The organism is Sporosarcina sp. (assembly GCF_029257255.1).
GTDB lineage: Bacteria > Bacillota > Bacilli > Bacillales_A > Planococcaceae > Sporosarcina.
In genome coordinates this window covers 1-19,096 of record NZ_JARICI010000033.1, presented here as the reverse complement: position 1 = coordinate 19,096, position 19,096 = coordinate 1, and the positions used below count along the sequence as shown (strand labels likewise).

At 42.6% G+C, this 19,096-nt stretch carries 15 protein-coding genes; 7 read left to right on the top strand and 8 right to left on the bottom strand.

Going from position 1 to position 19,096, the window contains the following annotated elements; translation table 11 throughout:
* Positions 1-287 precede the first annotated feature (287 nt).
* From noc to rpmH, 8 genes are all read right to left on the bottom strand, one after another.
* Complete coding sequence (gene noc, locus Q1J64_RS07320) at positions 288-1,148, bottom strand: nucleoid occlusion protein (protein ID WP_301108419.1); 861 nt, start codon at positions 1,146-1,148, stop codon at positions 288-290.
* Positions 1,149-1,228: 80 nt separating this feature from the next.
* Entirely contained in the window at positions 1,229-1,948 is a 720-nt protein-coding gene (gene rsmG, locus Q1J64_RS07315) for a 16S rRNA (guanine(527)-N(7))-methyltransferase RsmG (RefSeq protein WP_301108422.1), read from the bottom strand.
* A 51-nt stretch (positions 1,949-1,999) separates the two neighbouring features.
* Positions 2,000-3,889, bottom strand: coding sequence for a tRNA uridine-5-carboxymethylaminomethyl(34) synthesis enzyme MnmG (gene mnmG / locus Q1J64_RS07310; protein ID WP_301108418.1), 1,890 nt, complete (start codon positions 3,887-3,889; stop codon positions 2,000-2,002).
* A gap of 30 nt (positions 3,890-3,919) precedes the next feature.
* Entirely contained in the window at positions 3,920-5,305 is a 1,386-nt protein-coding gene (gene mnmE, locus Q1J64_RS07305) for a tRNA uridine-5-carboxymethylaminomethyl(34) synthesis GTPase MnmE (RefSeq protein ID WP_301108417.1), read from the bottom strand.
* A 691-nt stretch (positions 5,306-5,996) separates the two neighbouring features.
* Positions 5,997-6,833 carry an RNA-binding cell elongation regulator Jag/EloR gene (gene jag / locus Q1J64_RS07300; protein WP_301108416.1) on the bottom strand — a complete coding sequence of 279 codons (837 nt, stop codon included), beginning with the start codon at positions 6,831-6,833 and terminating at the stop codon, positions 5,997-5,999.
* Positions 6,830-7,603 (bottom strand): membrane protein insertase YidC, encoded by a 774-nt coding sequence (gene yidC, locus Q1J64_RS07295; RefSeq protein WP_301108415.1) that lies wholly within the window; start codon positions 7,601-7,603, stop codon positions 6,830-6,832. Before yidC ends, jag begins: the two co-directional genes overlap by 4 nt.
* A 73-nt stretch (positions 7,604-7,676) precedes the next feature.
* Positions 7,677-8,018 carry a ribonuclease P protein component gene (gene rnpA, locus Q1J64_RS07290; RefSeq protein ID WP_301108421.1) on the bottom strand — a complete coding sequence of 114 codons (342 nt, stop codon included), beginning with the start codon at positions 8,016-8,018 and terminating at the stop codon, positions 7,677-7,679.
* 94 nt (positions 8,019-8,112) lie between these two features.
* Positions 8,113-8,247 (bottom strand): 50S ribosomal protein L34, encoded by a 135-nt coding sequence (rpmH, locus tag Q1J64_RS07285; RefSeq protein WP_114925257.1) that lies wholly within the window; start codon positions 8,245-8,247, stop codon positions 8,113-8,115.
* A 505-nt stretch (positions 8,248-8,752) separates the two neighbouring features.
* On the opposite strand from rpmH, the gene dnaA reads away from it, so the two are divergent.
* The 7 genes from dnaA to Q1J64_RS07250 all read left to right on the top strand — a co-directional run bounded on the left by dnaA (position 8,753) and on the right by Q1J64_RS07250 (position 18,702).
* A complete protein-coding gene (dnaA, locus tag Q1J64_RS07280; protein ID WP_301108414.1) occupies positions 8,753-10,102 on the top strand; it encodes a chromosomal replication initiator protein DnaA in 1,350 nt (449 codons plus the stop codon).
* A 172-nt stretch (positions 10,103-10,274) separates the two neighbouring features.
* A complete protein-coding gene (gene dnaN, locus Q1J64_RS07275; protein WP_301108413.1) occupies positions 10,275-11,411 on the top strand; it encodes a DNA polymerase III subunit beta in 1,137 nt (378 codons plus the stop codon).
* A gap of 122 nt (positions 11,412-11,533) precedes the next feature.
* Entirely contained in the window at positions 11,534-11,773 is a 240-nt protein-coding gene (yaaA, locus tag Q1J64_RS07270; protein ID WP_301108412.1) for a S4 domain-containing protein YaaA, read from the top strand.
* Positions 11,763-12,881, top strand: coding sequence for a DNA replication/repair protein RecF (gene recF, locus Q1J64_RS07265; protein ID WP_301108411.1), 1,119 nt, complete (start codon positions 11,763-11,765; stop codon positions 12,879-12,881). Before yaaA ends, recF begins: the two co-directional genes overlap by 11 nt.
* A gap of 63 nt (positions 12,882-12,944) precedes the next feature.
* Positions 12,945-14,852: a DNA topoisomerase (ATP-hydrolyzing) subunit B gene (gyrB, locus tag Q1J64_RS07260; protein WP_301108420.1), complete on the top strand. Its 1,908-nt coding sequence runs from the start codon at positions 12,945-12,947 to the stop codon at positions 14,850-14,852.
* A 65-nt stretch (positions 14,853-14,917) separates the two neighbouring features.
* Positions 14,918-17,449: a DNA gyrase subunit A gene (gene gyrA / locus Q1J64_RS07255; protein WP_301108410.1), complete on the top strand. Its 2,532-nt coding sequence runs from the start codon at positions 14,918-14,920 to the stop codon at positions 17,447-17,449.
* A 101-nt stretch (positions 17,450-17,550) separates the two neighbouring features.
* Positions 17,551-18,702 (top strand): HD-GYP domain-containing protein, encoded by a 1,152-nt coding sequence (locus Q1J64_RS07250; RefSeq protein ID WP_301108409.1) that lies wholly within the window; start codon positions 17,551-17,553, stop codon positions 18,700-18,702.
* Positions 18,703-19,096: the final 394 nt, after the last annotated feature.

Here is a 19,096-nt window from a genome sequence, read left to right as displayed (position 1 = left end):
TATATTTAGGGAACACATACTACAGATACATCCGAAAAAATATTTTTTGGTCTTACTCAGAACGCGATAAACCTTGTCACTATCGTATTTCCAAGAGGGAGTCGCCGCCTTGCACTCCAATCAACTGAGTAGGTTGGACAAAGCATACCTTTCATGTGAAAAGTATAATTCAACTTATATAGACTATATCTTTCTCTCTCTTACTCATTTTATCATCTTCAACAGATGAACTCTATTGATATATAACAAAACTCTTGCTACAACTGGGCAGCAAGAGTTTTGGGTCGTCACTTTTTAGGTATTTTAACTGTAATTGTATAGAATTCTTCCGAGTCCACTTCTTCGGATTCTACGTCAATCCCACTCTTGCTCATAAGCGAGAGGGATTGTCTCAGTGTATTCACCGCAATTCGCACATCTTTGCTGACTGCTTTTCGACGGGGTGCTTTTCTCTTGGCAGGCTGCGCTTTTTCACTGGGATGCAGAATTTCTTGAATTCGTTCCTCAAGCTGTTTAACATTATAATGATTCGTTTTCGCTTCTTCCATTACTTCTAACTGAAGAGCTGCTTCTTTCAACGGCAGCAAAGCACGCGCATGCCGTTCGGAAATCTGCTGATTCAAAATAGCATCTTGCACTTCTTCAGGCAGCTTTAATAAACGCATCTTATTAGCGATGGTAGACTGACCTTTTCCTAATCGCTGCGCCAATGCCTCTTGCGTTAGTTCGTGAAGCTTCAGCAGATTCTCGTAAGCATAAGCTTCCTCAATCGCAGTCAGTTCTTCACGCTGCAAGTTTTCAATCAAAGCAATGGAAGCTGTTTCCTTATCGCTTAGATTTCGAACGATTGCCGGTACTTCTGACCAGCCCAGCTTGCGCATTGCACGGTATCTTCTTTCCCCTGCAATAATTTCGTACTGTTCTTCATCCATTTGACGAATTACAATTGGCTGAATCACACCATGCGTATGAATGGTTCTAGCGAGTTCTTCAATCTTTTCCTCACTAAAAATCGTTCGCGGCTGAAATTGGTTCGGTTTGATCAAGTCAATTGCAATCTGTTCTACCTTTTCAAGTTGATGAGCCTCTTCTTCTATAGCACCCATCTTCTCTCCCCCACCAAAAAAGCGCGAAAAAGTATTTTTCAACCCCTGCACCACCTTTTCGAAACTAGTCCCTCTTACCATTCTATCTCTTTTTTTGTTCCACGTGAAACACTTTTACAAATTTATTCTGTAATAGGTGTCTTATTAGGCACTCCTGCTTTACGCGGATACTTTTTTGGAGTTTGTTTCTTTTTTTCGAATATGAAAATATGTCGTTCACTATTTTCGACTGGCAATAAAAATTCGTGTTCTTCCTGCAGTACTGCGCCGAGTAATTTTACTGCTCTGGCACCATCCTGCAATTCTTCTGTAGCAGCTGCGCCTTTCATTGCAACAAACAAGCCACCTTGCTTCACTAATGGCAAGCATAACTCAGAAAGCACGGATAAACGCGCAACCGCACGTGCTGTGACTAAATCAAATTGTTCACGGTACTTGGGATTGCGTCCGAACTCTTCTGCTCTTGCATGGACAAAAGAAACCTTTTCCAACTTCAATTCACTTGCTAAGTGATTCAAGAAGGTAATTCTTTTATTCAATGAATCGACGATCGTCACTTCTAAATGTGGAAAGCAAATTTTCAAAGGAATACTTGGAAACCCTGCTCCCGCTCCGACATCACAAATGGATGTAACGGATGTTAAATCCATATAGAACGAACTAGTGATTGAATCATAGAAATGCTTTAGATAAACAGAAGGTGCGTCAGTAATTGCCGTCAGATTCATCTTTTCATTCCACTCTACGAGCACTTCAAAATAGCGCTTGAATTGCTGCTTTTGTGTATCTGACAACTCAATACCCTTCTGCTGCAACGCTTCGTAAAACTCTTCTTCCGTCATGTTCTCATTCCTTTTCAAAAAGACTGACGCCCGTAAGCGCCAGTCATATACTCAACCGGATACTTTCGCGATTTTTCCCTGCTCAATGTAGACCAGCAAAATCGAGATGTCAGCAGGATTAACGCCTGAAATACGGGAAGCCTGTGCAATCGACAATGGCTGTACAGCTTTCAGATTCGCTTTCGCTTCTTTCGCTATTCCTAAAATTGCATCGTAATCGATGTTCTCAGGAATCCGCTTATTCTCCATCTTCTTCATACGTTCTACTTGCTGCATGGATTTTTCGATATATCCTTCATACTTAATGAAAATTTCTACTTGCTCTGCCACTTCCCCATTAATCTCTTCAAGAGGAGGTACGACTTTGCGCAATTCACTGTATTTCATTTCAGGGCGTTTCAATAAATCAGCGGCTTTCATTGGTTCACGAAGTGCCGTGCCCCCCGCTTCAGCGATGATGTCTTGAATTTCTTCTGTCGGCTTAACTGAGATTTTACGTAAATTTTCAATTTCCGCTTCGATCTGCGCTTTCTTCGCCACGAATTTCTCGTGACGTTCTTCGGTGATCATTCCATTCTGATAGCCAATTTCCGTCAAACGCATATCTGCATTATCATGACGCAGCAATAAACGATATTCCGCTCTAGAAGTCAGCAAACGATATGGCTCACTTGTACCTTTCGTGACTAGGTCATCGATCAACACACCGATATAGGCATCACTTCGCGCCAGTACAACTTCTTCTTTTTCAAGAACATTGCATGCCGCATTGATTCCCGCCATCAGTCCCTGTGCTGCAGCCTCTTCATAACCGGATGTACCGTTGATTTGGCCTGCTGTATAAAGATTTTTAATTTTCTTCGTTTCAAGTGTCGGCCATAACTGTGTCGCGATAACGGAATCATACTCAATTGCATACCCCGCACGCATCATTTCAGCCTTTTCAAGACCAGGCACGCTGGCAATCAAACGATGCTGTACATGCTCAGGTAGACTTGTGGACAGACCCTGCACATACACTTCACGCGTATTACGCCCTTCAGGCTCCAAGAAAATCTGATGACGTGACTTGTCTGCAAAGCGAACAATCTTATCTTCAATGGAAGGACAATAACTAGGTCCCTTCCCTTTGATCATACCTGAATACATCGGCGACAAATGAAGGTTTTCATTGATAATTTCGTGTGTTTCAGGTGTTGTGTATGTCAGCCAGCACGGCAGCTGATTCATAATGAATTCAGTCGTTTCATAGCTGAATGAACGCGGCACGTCATCACCAGGCTGAATTTCAGTTTTGCTGTAATCTATCGTGTTGGCGTTGATCCGCGGTGGTGTACCCGTTTTGAACCGCACTGTTTTTAAACCTAATTCCTGCAGATGATCTGCAAGTTTAATGGACGGCATTTGGTTATTAGGACCGCTGGAGTATTTCAAGTCACCGATGATGACTTCTCCGCGTAAGAATGTTCCTGTTGTGATGATGACTGTTTTTGCACGGAAGATAGCACCGATTTGTGTGACGACACCTTTTACTTCATCGTCCTCTACGATCAACCGCTCGACAACTGCCTGACGCAGTGTTAGATTCGGCTGTTCCTCCAATACTCTCTTCATTTCCTGCTGATACAGCACTTTGTCAGCCTGTGCGCGCAATGCACGGACAGCCGGACCTTTACCTGTATTCAACAGACGCATTTGAATATGCGTTTTATCTATTACTTTCGCCATAGCGCCCCCGAGTGCATCAATTTCACGCACAACGATTCCTTTTGCAGGACCTCCAAGAGACGGGTTACACGGCATGAAAGCGATCATATCTAAATTCATTGTTAACACTAAAGTCGATGCGCCCATTTTAGCTGCAGCATAAGCGGCTTCTGCGCCTGCATGTCCAGCACCAATGACGATACAATCGAACGTGCCTGCTTCAAATTGTGGCATGTTCGTTCATCCTTCCTATATATAAAATGGTTATTTTCCGAGGCAGAATTTTGAAAACAACTCTTTAATCAAACTATCTTGCACGGTATCCCCGATGATTTCACCGAGAATTTCCCAAGTACGTGTTACATCTATTTGAATCATGTCAATTGGAACACCTGTCTGGGCCGCCTGGACGGCATCATCTATCGTATCGCGTGCTTGTTTCAACAATGCAATATGACGTGCATTCGAGACATACGTCGGATCATTCGATTCAATTGCTCCTTCAAAAAACAGTGAAGCAATCGCTTCTTCCAATTCCGTGATGCCCTGCTCCTGCAAGATAGAGGTAGTGATGACGCGTTCTTCTCCCGCCAATTCCTTCACTCGCTGCAAATCAATTTTTGCCGGCAAGTCGGTCTTATTGACGATGACCAGTACGTCCATCCCTTCCACTGCTTCAAATAACCGCTCGTCTTCTTCAGTCAGCGGTTCTGAACTGCTGACCATCAATAGAATCAAATCAGCTTCTTTGAGCACTTGTCTGGAACGTTCTACGCCAATTCGCTCGACGATATCTTCGGTTTCCCGGATCCCTGCTGTGTCGACAAGACGCAACGGAACTCCGCGTACATTGACATACTCTTCTATAATATCACGGGTAGTGCCTGCAATGTCAGTCACAATTGCTTTATTTTCTTGAACTAAGCTATTGAGCAATGAAGATTTTCCGACATTCGGACGACCGACAATAACAGTAGACAGTCCCTCACGTAAGATTTTTCCTTGTGAAGAAGTCCGTAATAACTGATCGATTTCATCCCGTACCCATTCCCCTTTTTCAATCATCAGGGGAATTGTCACTTCTTCTACATCATCGTATTCCGGATAATCAATGTTCACTTCTACCTGTGCCAATGTTTCCAAAAGTGCCTGGCGCAGCTGGCCAATTAAATGGGACAGTTTTCCTTCCATTTGATTGAGTGCAACGTTCATCGCTTTATCCGTTTTAGCTCTGATTAGATCCATGACTGCTTCAGCTTGTGATAAATCGATCCGACCATTCAGAAATGCCCGTTTGGTAAACTCGCCGGGTTCCGCCAATCTCGCTCCTTCTGTCAAAACAAGTGTTAACACCCGATTGACGGAAGTAATTCCTCCGTGACAATTGATTTCCACGATGTCTTCCCTTGTGAATGTCTTGGGTCCTTTCATTATGGAGACCATGACTTCTTCCACTGTTTCTTCTGTGGCGGGATCGTGCAAATGTCCGTAATGAATGGTATGAGTAGGCTGATCGCACAATGGCTTGGCTGCAGGCGATCGGAATATGCGGTCTGCTATTTTCCATGCGTCTTCCCCGCTAATCCGAACGATTGCGATGGCTCCCTCTCCCATTGGAGTTGAAATGGCGGCTATTGTATCAAAATGCAAGTTTTTCACCTTCCTGGCTTCGTTATCCACATGTGAATATCTTTGACGCGGACACAGCTTTCTAACATCTTATATTATCATAAATCGTCGAAATCTCCTAGCATGCGAAATGAAAAATTGTGGATAATTTGACTTGTTGCTATATGACGTCTTTTTTGGATGAATTTTGGTGAGTTAAAAGGGTCTTACGGGCAGGTAGTTAATCTGGCGAGGAGTACCGTTTCCCTTCGTTTCAGACGGACGCTTTCCCAAGGGCGTGCAATGAGCCACTTCCCTCTTTGCGCTAAGTCCAGGGTCTCACCTGTCACGCTAATCCTCCGGGAGTCGCCGTCTTACACTACGGTCCACTAATATGCAGTATTAGACTCTTTATTTAGGATAGTTATCAAAAAGTGTTATTTAATAAAATGATATGCCAGAAATATAGAGTTTAAATTAATAAGTAGACTATTCCACGAGATATATAAGTAACATACTTGTTTAAAAACACTACCTTTCCTAAATAACTACACCCGCTTAGCAACGGCAGGGTTCGCTTTGCCAGTTGACTCTTGGCGTAAGGCAATTCCCCAGCGTTGAAGCGGTTTCTAAACTGCAAATAAAATACAGCTTATTTCAACAAATTGCTATTATAACAATAATAAAAACCAGTAAAAAAAAGCCCGCAGATTCGTTCTCTGCGGGCGTTAATTTATTCAATTCCTACGATAACGATGTGGCGGTACGGGTCTTTTCCGTCTGAGTATGTTTCCACGTCGAGCCTGCGTGATAAGGCATTGTGGATGACTTTTCTTTCGTAGGACGGCATTGGTTCGAGTGCTACATGTTGTCTTGTACGAATTGCACGGTCTGCCATGCGGTCTGCGAGCTGTTCTAGTGATTGTTCGCGGCGTTCACGGTAATCGCCTACGTCGACGCGTACAATTTTGAACTGATTCGTGACTTTGTTTGTGACCAGCTGGGCCAATTGTTGAATAGCGTTAAGTGTCTGGCCTCTTTTTCCAATTAAGAATGCGGCTTTTTCACTTTCCAGGTGGAAATTCATGTACTTCCCTTTTGTTTCACAGGTAATCACTAAATCCGTGATCCCCATTTCTTTCGCCATATCTACAATATAACGCTTTGTTTCTTCAATGGCTTCTTGTTCATTATTTTTCTTGGCCAGTGCAAGATCTTCGTCCATGCTTTCAGGAGACTCTTCCACAATTTCAGTAGTTACGGGTTCGGGATCCTGAACTGCCTCCGGTGCCGGCTCTGTTACGAGCGGCGGTACTTCAACTTCCTCTACCAAAGTTACCTGTTCAGGCGTTACCTCTTTCACAGGAACAGCGGTCTGTTCTGCAGTTTGTGGTTCAGACTCTTTAACCGTTACCAGAACTTCTGCGTCTCTTGCACCGAAGCCCAGAAAACCTTTTTTGCCGTTTTCCAATACTTTTACTTCGACCTCATCTTTTGTTACACCCAGGTCCTGTAAAGCCGATTTAATCGCTAGCTCAACGGTTGCAGCCCTTTGTGTAAGTTGCTTCATTTCTTTTTCCCTCCTGTTTTTACTACGTCAACCTCTTTTGGTTTATCAAATGGTTTGTAGATAAAAATATTTTGGATTAGTGAAATGATATTTCCGATGATCCAGTATAAAGCAAGTGCTGCCGGCATGAATGATCCGATACCCATGATCATAAACGGCATAATGTACATCATCATTTTCATTTGCGGATTATCCATAGCAGGTCCTGTGCGTAGTACCATCAGCTGGAATAATCCGGCAATGATTGCGAACAAGATACTCGGCGTACCGAGTGCAAAACCTAAGAAGCTTCCTAATTCAATCGTCGGTGTCGCATTCATTCGGCTGATTGCGTGATAGAAACCGATAAAGATTGGCATCTGTATAAGAACCGGCAAACACCCTGCAACTGGATTAATTTTTTCATTAATCATGATCTGCTGCATTTCTTCCTGGTATTTCTTCTGAGTCACAGCATCTTTTGACTTATACTTTTCTTTTAGCGCTTTCAGACGCGGCTGAATTTCCTGCATGCGTTTTGAACTTTTCGTCTGTTGAATGATTAATGGAAGCAATGCGGTACGAATTATTGCCGTAACGACGATAATTGCCAATCCATACGTTCCAAGCCATCCTTTAAATGTCGTAATTAATGAAACGAGCGGCCAAACGATGTATTCATTCCAAATTCCCGTACTCTCTGCTGTAATTGGCTGCTTAAACTCTGAACACCCTGCCATAAAGACAGCAACTACGACGAGCAGCGAAAGAAAGACTAATTTCTTTTTCACATTTTTTCCCCCAAACAGTCGCTAGCTGATTTCTCAACTTTTTTCTCAGTTTATCATGATGACTCTAAACGTTCTACTTCTTAAATGCTTTCGCAATTCGCAGGACATGCTGCAGATTTTTCTTGGCCGTATGGAAATCCAGCGTGGCAGCTTGATTTCTTGCGATAATAACATAATCAAGATCCTGTCTGACCTCGTCTTTCATTTCTAAAAATGCTTGCCGTATATAGCGTTTCACTCGGTTTCTAGTGACTGCATTTCCTACTTTTTTGCTGACGGACAGTCCGATGCGAAACTCTTCCTGGTCCTCTTTCTTATAGGTATACACAATAAATTGGCGGTTGGCGAAAGATTTTCCCTTCTTAAAAACCGTCTGAAATTCTTTATTTTTTTTTATCCGCTGGCTCTTCTTCACGTTTCCACCTGCTTTAATTTTCTTCAACTTCATATCTGATCTTCGTAAAAAACGTCCTAATAGCAAAAAAAAAACCACTGATAAGTCAGTGGCCTTATGCTGAAAGAACTTTTCTTCCTTTACGACGACGAGCTGCTAAAATTCTACGGCCGTTTTTTGAACTCATTCTTTGACGGAATCCGTGGACTTTACTGCGTTTACGTTTATTTGGTTGGAATGTACGCTTCATTTCGTAAGACACCTCCTGCTTGATTGTCTCTATTTACTATTGTGACAGTCTTGAATAGTATAGCGACCCAGTAAAAGAATGTCAATGCTTTTATAAGCATACACTTTGGATCGCAGTTAAAGTTTTTGTGAATCACCATATAAGTTATCCACAGTTGGCAGCACTTCACTTCTGGACAAATTGTGCGTATATAAAAATTGTGGATTTTTTAATCTGGCATTTGTCGACAAGTTTCTCACATATCAAGGCTTGTGGATAACCACTTTATGCACAGTTGCCGGGATTGTGAATAAATCGTTCGGCTCCTTGTCATTATTCAGGTTCCCTGTTACAATTAAAAAGCTTTTATTGTGTGTATAAATAATTTACAGATTCTTATCCACAGTTGTGAATACAGTGTGGATAGTTTTTTCAACAGGTTTCGATAATTTTTATCCACAAGTTTGGATACTGTGCATAAGCACATTCCAAGCTTTTATTATCTCATTGAAAAGGAGGCACACGATTGGAAAATTTATCGAATTTATGGGACCAAGTATTGAAGAATATCGAAGCGCGTGTTTCGAAGCCCAGTTTTGAGACGTGGCTGAAGTCAACGAAGCTACTGACATACGAAGCAGAAAACGCTACGATTTCGGTTCCAAATTCATTCGCAAAAGACTGGCTCGAAACTCATTACGTTCATCTGATCACGGGGATTTTATCTGAACTAACTGGAGAAGACCGTATTATTGAGTTTATCGTGCCGCAGGACATGGCAGAAAACGATATTCAAATTCCCAAAGCACCGCCAAAAGTTACTGAGAAAGTGCCTATGCCCAATTCCGCGGGCATGCTGAATCCGAAATACACGTTTGATACGTTCGTTATCGGATCCGGAAACCGTTTTGCCCATGCAGCTTCTCTTGCTGTTGCTGAAGCTCCCGCAAAAGCTTACAACCCGCTGTTCATCTATGGAGGCGTAGGTCTTGGGAAAACACACTTAATGCATGCAATCGGTCATTACGTACTGGAACAGAATCCTGCACTTAAAGTATCTTATTTGTCGTCTGAAAAATTCACTAATGAATTCATCAATTCAATTCGTGACAATAAGGCCGGAGACTTCAGAGACCAGTACCGCAATGTCGACGTGCTGTTGATTGATGATATTCAATTCCTGGCGGGAAAAGAACAGACGCAGGAGGAATTCTTCCATACATTTAATACGCTGCATGAAGAATCCAAGCAGATCATTATCTCAAGTGACCGTCCGCCAAAAGAGATTCCCACACTGGAAGACCGGTTGCGCTCACGTTTTGAATGGGGTTTGATCACAGATATTGCACCACCCGATCTGGAGACACGAATTGCCATTCTGCGTAAAAAAGCGAAAGCTGACGGACTGGTTGATATCTCGAATGATGTGATGCTGTATATTGCTAATCAAATTGATTCGAATATACGGGAGCTTGAAGGCGCGCTGATCCGTGTGGTTGCGTACTCTTCTTTAGTGAACGCAGATATTACAACCGATTTGGCGGCAGAGGCACTGAAAGATATTATCCCTAACTCACGCCCTCGGATTATTTCCATATTGGATATTCAAAAGTCTGTAGGCGAGCATTACAATATACGTCTCGAGGATTTTGTTGCCAAAAAAAGGACACGGGCTATTGCATATCCGCGTCAGGTTGCGATGTTCTTATCAAGAGAACTGACTGATTCTTCTTTGCCGAAAATCGGTTCGGAATTTGGGGGGCGAGATCACTCGACTGTAATTCATGCTCATGAAAAGATTTCGAAGATGCTCGAATCCGATAAATCTTTACAGCAGGATATTCAGGATATCAAAAAGACTTTAGGGCGCGCGTAAGAAGCTGTGGATAAATGTGGACAAGGTGTGCAAGGTCATCCACTGTTTATGCACATGTGGGAAACTTTACTGCGCATGAATTAATTGGTGTTTTCCACATATCCACAGGCCCTACTACTATTACTACTATCTTTAAGTACTTTAATAACTATTATATAAGCGAGGTATCGAGATGCAGTTTGAAATTATGCGTGATAGATTGCTGGATGGATTAAGCGACGTCATAAAAGCAATCAGTTCAAAAGTGACGACACCTATTCTGACGGGAATAAAATTAGAGGCAACAGAAAAAGGATTGACGATGACCGGAAGTGACTCGGATATTACAATTTCCACATTCATTCCACTTGAAGAAGACGGCAATCAGATCATCCAAATGATTCAGCCAGGTACATTAGTGCTGCAAGCGAAAGTCTTTAACGAGATTATTCGTAAGCTGCCGACAAATGAAGTGATGATTGAACTTCGTGACGGAATGAAAACTCATATCCGTTCAGGACAGTCTGAATTCCATATTATTGCCCAAAGTGCTGATGAATATCCTATTCTTCCGGATATTAAAGATGCAGAGCGTTTTGAACTGCCTGCAGATCTGATGAAATCAATTATTCGTGAAACCGTATTTGCCGTATCACAGCAAGAAACACGTCCAGTATTGACTGGTGTTCAATGGACAGTAAAAGAGGATGAGCTGTATTGCATCGCAACAGACAGCCACCGTTTAGCAAGACGTATTATTAAACCTGAAGTACAAGCAAGCACACCGTTCAATGCAGTCATTCCGGGTAAAAGTCTGCAGGAATTAAGTAAGATCCTTCCAGATCACTCGACTGCAGTTGAAATTTTCATTGCAAATCAGCAAGTGCTGTTTAAATTGCATAATGTTTTATTTTATTCAAGACTGCTCGAAGGCAATTATCCGGACACATCCCGCTTGATTCCGAATGAATATAAGACTTCGATTACGGTTAATGGACGAAATTTATTGCAGTCAATTGATCGTGCTTCATTGCTCGCTCGTGAAGACCGCAATAATATTGTCCACTTTTCCACAGACGGCAGTAATACTATTCAAATATCTTCGAACTCTCCGGACGTCGGAAATGTAGAGGAATTAGTGGAAGCTGTGAATATCGAAGGTGAACCTTTGAAAATTTCATTCAGTGCGAAATATATGATGGATGCTTTGAAGGCGATCGACGGTCAGGACCTGATGATTCATTTCACAGGCAGCATGCGACCATTCATCTTAAAATCCATTGACAGTGAAGCGATTCTGCAATTAATTTTGCCGGTTCGGACGTTTTAATTTCACAGATAAGAGAATAAGCTAAGAACGGATAGTCAATATGTTGGCTATCCTTTTTACTTATTGTGAAAAGTTAGGTAAACTAGAGGGACAGACTATTATTGATGAGGGATTGAGCAAACATGGAAAAGGTACATTTCAATACGCCGTATATTACACTTGGTCAATTATTGAAAATGACAAACGTGATCAGTTCAGGCGGTATGGCCAAATGGTTTTTGTCAGAGAACGTTGTCTATGTAAACGGCGAGCCGGAACAGCGCCGCGGTAAGAAATTATATGATGAAGATGTCGTGAATATTCCGGGCGCAGGAAAATTTAAACTGTCAGCGGATGAATCTGGACAGACGGATGCATATTGATCGACTTGCTTTAACGAATTATCGAAACTATGCCTCGCTTGAATTGGAATTCTCTCCAACTATGAACGTATTAATTGGTGAAAATGCCCAAGGAAAGACCAATGTCATGGAGGCAATCTATGTATTGGCTATGGCAAAATCTCATCGCACTGCAAATGATCGTGAACTCATACGCTGGGAACAAGAGTGTGGTAAAATAGAAGGTGATGTTGAACGGAAATTTGGACGTTTGCCATTAGAATTGATTATTTCCAAAAAAGGCAAGAAAGCAAGAGTCAATCACTTAGAACAAAACCGGCTGAGTATGTATGTGGGACAGATGAACGTAGTGATGTTCGCGCCTGAAGATTTAAATATCGTAAAGGGCAGTCCCCAACTGCGCAGGCGATTTTTAGATATGGAAATTGGACAGATTTCCAGAGTCTATCTGCACGATCTGGTCAATTTTCAAAAGATCCTGAAACAGCGCAATGCCATGTTGAAAGATCATCGGGGAAAACTGGATCTCCAGGATGTCATGTTCGATGTGTATACAGAACAATATATTCAAGTAGCGGTACAAATTATTCGCAAGCGTTTCTACTTCATGGAATTACTGCAAAAATGGGCCAATCCCATCCATCAGGGAATTTCACGCGGGCTGGAAACACTGGAAGTTTCATATGGGACTTTAAAAGACCTTCATTCTGGACAGACTGTCGAGGAAATGGAGACGATTTTTGCCGACCAGCTGAAAACTGTACGCAGACGCGAATTAGAACGGGGACTCACACTGGTAGGTCCGCATCGTGATGATTTGCAGTTTTTCGTTAATGGCTATGACATTCAAACATTCGGATCTCAAGGCCAGCAGCGGACGACTGCATTGTCTTTGAAACTCGCTGAAATTGAATTGGTCAAGCAGGAAGTGGGGGAAACTCCGATATTATTGCTGGATGATGTGCTGTCAGAACTTGATGATTATCGTCAGTCTCATTTGCTGAGTACGATGCAGGGACAAGTGCAAACGTTTGTTACAACGACAAACATAGCCGGAATAGATCATGAGACACTGAAAAAAGCGGCTATTTTTGAAGTGCAAGATGGTTCCGTCCAGCATAAAGAATAAGTTTTTGTAGTTTGAGATGGTTGGAAAGGAAAGGTGAACACTTTGGCAATAGAAGAGAAAGATATGCAGCCAGCTTATGATGCGAATCAGATACAAGTGTTGGAAGGCCTTGAGGCTGTCCGTAAACGTCCCGGGATGTACATCGGTACGACAAGTGCAAAAGGACTTCATCATCTCGTATGGGAAATTGTCGACAATAGTATCGACGAGGCGCTCGCGGGCTATTGCGATCACATAGAAGTAACAATTGAAAAGGACAACTGGATTAGAGTAGAAGATAACGGCCGTGGAATTCCTGTAGGCATTCAGGAATCTACAGGTAGACCAGCTGTTGAAGTCATCATGACGGTTCTCCACGCCGGCGGAAAGTTTGGTGGCGGAGGTTATAAAGTGTCTGGTGGCCTACACGGTGTTGGATCATCTGTCGTCAACGCGCTGTCGGAAAAAACTGAAGTATTTGTTCGCCGCGATGAAAAATTATATGCTATTGAGTTTTCAAGAGGTCCAGTTTCAAAAGAGCTTGAAGTAATTGGTGAATCGACCGAAACAGGTACAACGATTCGTTTTAAAGCCGATTCAGAGATCTTTACTGAAACGACTGTTTATGAATACAGCACGCTTGCAACACGTTTGCGCGAACTTGCGTATCTAAACCGTGGTCTGCGTATTACGATTACAGATGAGCGCGACGAAGAGCCGAAAACTCAACTGTTTCATTACGAAGGCGGTATTAAATCATATGTTCAACATCTAAATGAAAATAAAGAACCAATTTTTGAAGATCCGATTTACATTGAAGGCGAACGGGATGGTATTGCTATAGAAATTGCGATGCAGTACAACAGCGGTTATGCGGAAAATCTGCTTTCATTTGCTAATAACATTCACACATACGAAGGCGGAACACACGAATCCGGCTTCAAAACAGCGTTAACACGTGTCATTAATGACTATGCACGGAAAAATGGCTTGCTGAAAGAAGCGGACGGCAATTTATCCGGTGATGATGTGCGTGAGGGACTGACTGCAATCGTTTCAATCAAGCACCCTGATCCTCAATTTGAGGGACAGACAAAAACGAAGCTTGGAAACTCGGAAGTCAGCACAATTACGAACTCTCTTTTCTCTGAAGCACTGCAGCGTTTCCTAATTGAAAATCCGGCAGTAGCCAAACAAGTAGTCGAAAAAAGTACGATGGCGGCAAGAGCACGCATGGCTGCTAAAAATGCCCGTGAACTGACACGCCGCAAGTCTGCCCTTGAAGTATCGAGTCTGCCTGGTAAACTGTCTGACTGTTCTTCACGGGATCCGTCTATCAGTGAACTGTATATCGTAGAGGGTGATTCTGCCGGTGGTTCAGCTAAAAATGGCCGCGATCGCCACTTCCAGGCAATCCTTCCGTTACGAGGTAAAATTCTAAACGTGGAAAAAGCTCGTTTGGACCGTATTCTCGGCAATGCGGAGATTCGCATGATTATTACAGCAATGGGTACGGGTATTGGTTCTGAATTTAATTTGGAGAAAGCGCGTTATCATAAGCTCGTTATAATGACAGATGCGGACGTCGACGGCGCCCACATCCGTACGTTATTATTAACCTTCTTTTTCCGTTTCATGCGTCCATTAATCGAAGCCGGTTATGTATATATTGCACAGCCGCCGTTATACCGCGTGCGTTCGGGCAAAAGAGAAGAGTATTGCTACGATGAGGAAGCATTGCAGGAGATCATGGCGAGTATGCCAGCGTCACCAAAGCCAGACATTACGCGCTACAAAGGTCTTGGTGAAATGAATCCCGAGCAGCTTTGGGAAACAACGATGGATCCTGATAAGCGTACGTTCCTGCAAGTTCGTCTGGAAGATGCAATGGAAGCAGATACTACTTTTGACGAACTGATGGGTGATGAAGTAGAGCCACGCAGAAAGTTCATTGAAGATAACGCGGTGTTCGTACAGAATATCGATACTTAATCAGCCGCCGATGAATTGGCAACAGCTGAACTTATAGATGTAAGTGGTGAAAGGAGCTTGACAACATGGCAGATTTGCCACGAAGCGGAGTGCAAGAAATAAATATCAATACAGAAATGAAAACCTCATTTCTGAACTATGCAATGAGTGTTATTGTTTCCCGTGCACTTCCGGATGTCCGTGACGGGCTGAAGCCTGTACACAGACGGATTTTATACGCTATGCACGACTTGGGCATTACAGCCGACAAACCGCATAAGAAGTCAGCACGTATCGTAGGGGACGTAATTGGTAAGTATCACCCGCACGGTGACAGTGCTGTTTACGACACGATGGTTCGGATGGCGCAGGATTTCAGTTATCGCTATATGCTTGTAGACGGTCACGGTAACTTCGGATCGGTCGATGGAGACGGAGCGGCGGCGATGCGTTATACAGAGTCCCGCATGTCGAAAATCGCAATGGAACTGCTGCGTGATATTAATAAAAATACTATTGATTTCCAAGCCAACTATGACGAGCAGGAAAAAGAGCCTGTCGTGCTTCCTGGCCGCTATCCTAACTTGCTGGTTAACGGTACGTCAGGAATTGCGGTTGGTATGGCGACGAACATTCCACCTCACCATCTTGGTGAAACGATTGACGCGGTTCTTGCATTAGCTGAAAACAGTGCCATCACAACTGAAGAACTGATGGAAATTGTTCCAGGACCTGACTTTCCTACTGGTGGCATGATCTTAGGACGCAGCGGTATCCGCAGAGCGTACGAGACAGGCCGTGGTTCATTAATTATCCGTGGTAAAGCGGAAATTGAGACGGCATCAAACGGACGGGAAACGATTATTGTTACGGAAATTCCATTCCAGGTGAATAAAGCGAAGCTCATCGAAAAGATTGCCGAGCTCGTGCGTGATAAAAAGATCGATGGCATTACTCACTTGGCGGATGAATCTGACCGGACGGGAATGCGGATCGTCATTGAAGTACGACGAGATGCGAATGCCAATGTATTGCTGAATAATCTGTACAAGCAGACTGCTTTGCAGACAAGCTTTGGTATCAACATGCTTGCACTCGTTGATAAACAACCAAAAGTGCTCGGCTTAAAAGAAATACTATTTCATTACTTAGAGCATCAGAAGGTCGTTATCCGACGCCGTACACAGTTCGAATTGAACAAAGCGGAAGATCGTGCCCACATCTTAGAAGGACTGCGTATTGCGCTCGATCATATCGATCGCATCATTGCCTTAATTCGTGGATCGAAGACTACCGCTGAGGCGAAAGCTAATCTGATGGAAACATTCGAGTTGTCTGACCGTCAGTCCCAGGCTATCCTTGACATGCGTTTACAGCGCCTGACAGGTTTAGAGCGTGATAAGATCGAGTCTGAATACCAGGAACTTGTGACGCTGATCGAGGAACTGCGTGCGATCTTAGCGGACGAGCAAAAGGTCATCGAAATTATTCGTGAAGAATTGATGGAGATTAAAGAACGCTTTGCAGATGAACGCCGCACAGAGATTATGCTGGGTGGTTCTGAAATGCTAGAAGACGAAGATTTAATTCCAGTTGAAAACTCGATCGTTACGTTAACTCACCAGGGGTATATTAAGCGTCTGCCTGCCAATACATATCGCAGTCAAAAGCGTGGCGGTCGCGGTATTCAAGGTATGGGGACGAATGAAGACGACTTTGTCGAACATTTATTGAATACATCTACACATGATACGATTCTATTATTCACTACCAGAGGCCGTGTGTTCCGTAAAAAAGGCTATGAAGTACCTGAATACAGCCGTACTGCGAAGGGCTTGCCGATTATTAACCTAATTGATTTTGAAAAAGGCGAAAAAGTAACGGCAATGATTCCAATCAGTGAGTTCAGAGAAGATCATTATTTGTTCTTTTCTACAAAACACGGTGTCATCAAGCGTACTTCCATTATGGGCTATGCAAATATCCGTGCGAACGGTCTGATTGCATTAGGTCTGCGTGATGAGGATGAACTAATTTCTGTTAAATCAACAGATGGCAATTCTGATATCGCAATTTGTACAAAACAAGGTATGCTTATCCGTTTTGCGGAAGAAGATATACGCCCTCTAGGCAGAACGGCAGCCGGTGTGCGCGGTATTCGATTACGTACGGATGATGAAGTGGTTGGAATGGACATAGTGGATACAGACGATGACATTCTGGTAGTCACTGAAAAAGGTTACGGTAAACGTACCCCTGAAAGTGAGTACCGTTCACAGTCACGTGGCGGATATGGTCTGAAAACAATGCATATGACAGAACGTAACGGAGAAATTGTTGCGATGAAGTCCGTAAACGGTGAAGAAGACCTGATGCTGATTACGATCCATGGGATTTTAATTCGTATGTCAATTGGTGATATTTCTACCTTTGGACGATCCACGCAAGGTGTGCGTTTGATTCGATTAGCAGACGATGAACGCGTAGCGACGGTAGCAAAAGTAGAAAAAAGCGAGGAAGATCTCGAAGAAGAGTTAGAAACGGAATCTGTTGATACAGTTGTAGAAAGTGAAACTGAAATCGAAACAGAATTAGAAGATCCGGAAGAAATAGATTGATTGTAGGTCATTGAAGGGGCAAATGTTCCTCTTCAATGACTTTTTTTATTTGTGGCAGTATTTTTTACTCATGCATCTACCCATATAATTGAGAATAATATATGATAATAGATAGAGTACAGAGGAAATTGGGTGAAATAGTGGATATTTATAAAGAAGTCAGTGAATTAAGACCCGGCAACTTTCTGAAAGAAGACTTGTATGCAAATACAAAGAATCCTATTATGGTGAAAGATACAAAGCTAACATTAGAACATTTTGAAGTGCTCCGCGCATTCGGTATTTCAAGAGTACTCATTGAATCAAAAGCACAAAATCCAACTGAACAACCACCTGCTAATCAAATAACAGAAGTAAAACTTACACCAGAAGTAGAGAAAATGGTAAAACAGAGCTCACCACCTAAATCGAGATCATTGGAATCTTTATATGACGATACAGTAGATGCCTATCAAAAAGAGTTTGCCAGCTATAGATCGGGCAAAAAAATGGATGTGGCAGCAGTGCGGACAATCGTTCTGCCTATTATTCAGTCATTCCTTGAGAATAAAGATTATGTTAGACGACTGAATGAGTTTTCAACGATTCAAAACTATCGAGCTCATCATTCAATCAGCGTAGGCATATTATCTGCACTAATCAGTGAACAGATGGGTTATCCAAAGGGGCAAGTGTTGCAAGTGGGTATCGCCGGGGTATTGGCGGACAGTGGAATGGCGAAAATCGACCAGAAAATCGTTGATAAAGTAGCTTTTCTAACCAGCGAGGAACTGAACCAAGTGAAGAAACACGTCATCCATAGCTATCAAATGGTACAAGACTCTTCATTAGTGCGCCAAGAAATGAAAGTTGCAATATTACAGCATCATGAGCGGTTTGATGGCAGCGGTTATCCCCGCGGTTTAAAAGGTCAGGAGATTACAGAAATCTCTCAGATTATTTCAGTGGCGGATGTCTATCACGCAATGGCTTCAGAAAGGCCGTATCGTCAGAAGGAGAACTCTTTCAAAGTAATCGAGTTAATGAGGGAAGAGGAGTTTGGAAAGTTCGATGTGAAGATCATTCAAGTACTCCATGACCTTATCAATAAGCTATCGATCGGTACAAAGGTGAAGTTAACAACTGATGAAATAGCAGAAGTCATTTATCTTCACCGTGATTTTCCATTACGGCCGATCGTTAAAGTGATGGGAAGCGGAGCACAATTAGATTTATCAGCAAACAGAAAGATTACAATTGAAAAGATCTTTTGATTAATTGAGTAAGAATCCTCCCACTGATAGAAGGATTCTTGCTCTATTCTTCTATAGAGAGGTTTAAAAGTGGCTTTAAAGGTGGGGATTTAAAAAAGTTTATAAAAATGTTTGCATTATAAATGGAACGGTGGTATATTAATAAGCGTCGCATTTGCAAGACAGCTACTCAGCTGAAAGAAACACTTGAAAAGAAATTATAAAAAAGTGTTGACAATGAAATAGCGATTTGGTATTATTAGAAAGTTGCCTCTTACAAAAGAGCAGCCACATGAACCTTGAAAACTGAACAGCAAAACGTTAACGAAAATAGTTTGTGCACTTCGGTGACATAAACAAAAATGAGTATCTTAAATGATGCCAGCAAGAAACTCGAGCTACTCGAATTTCTCTA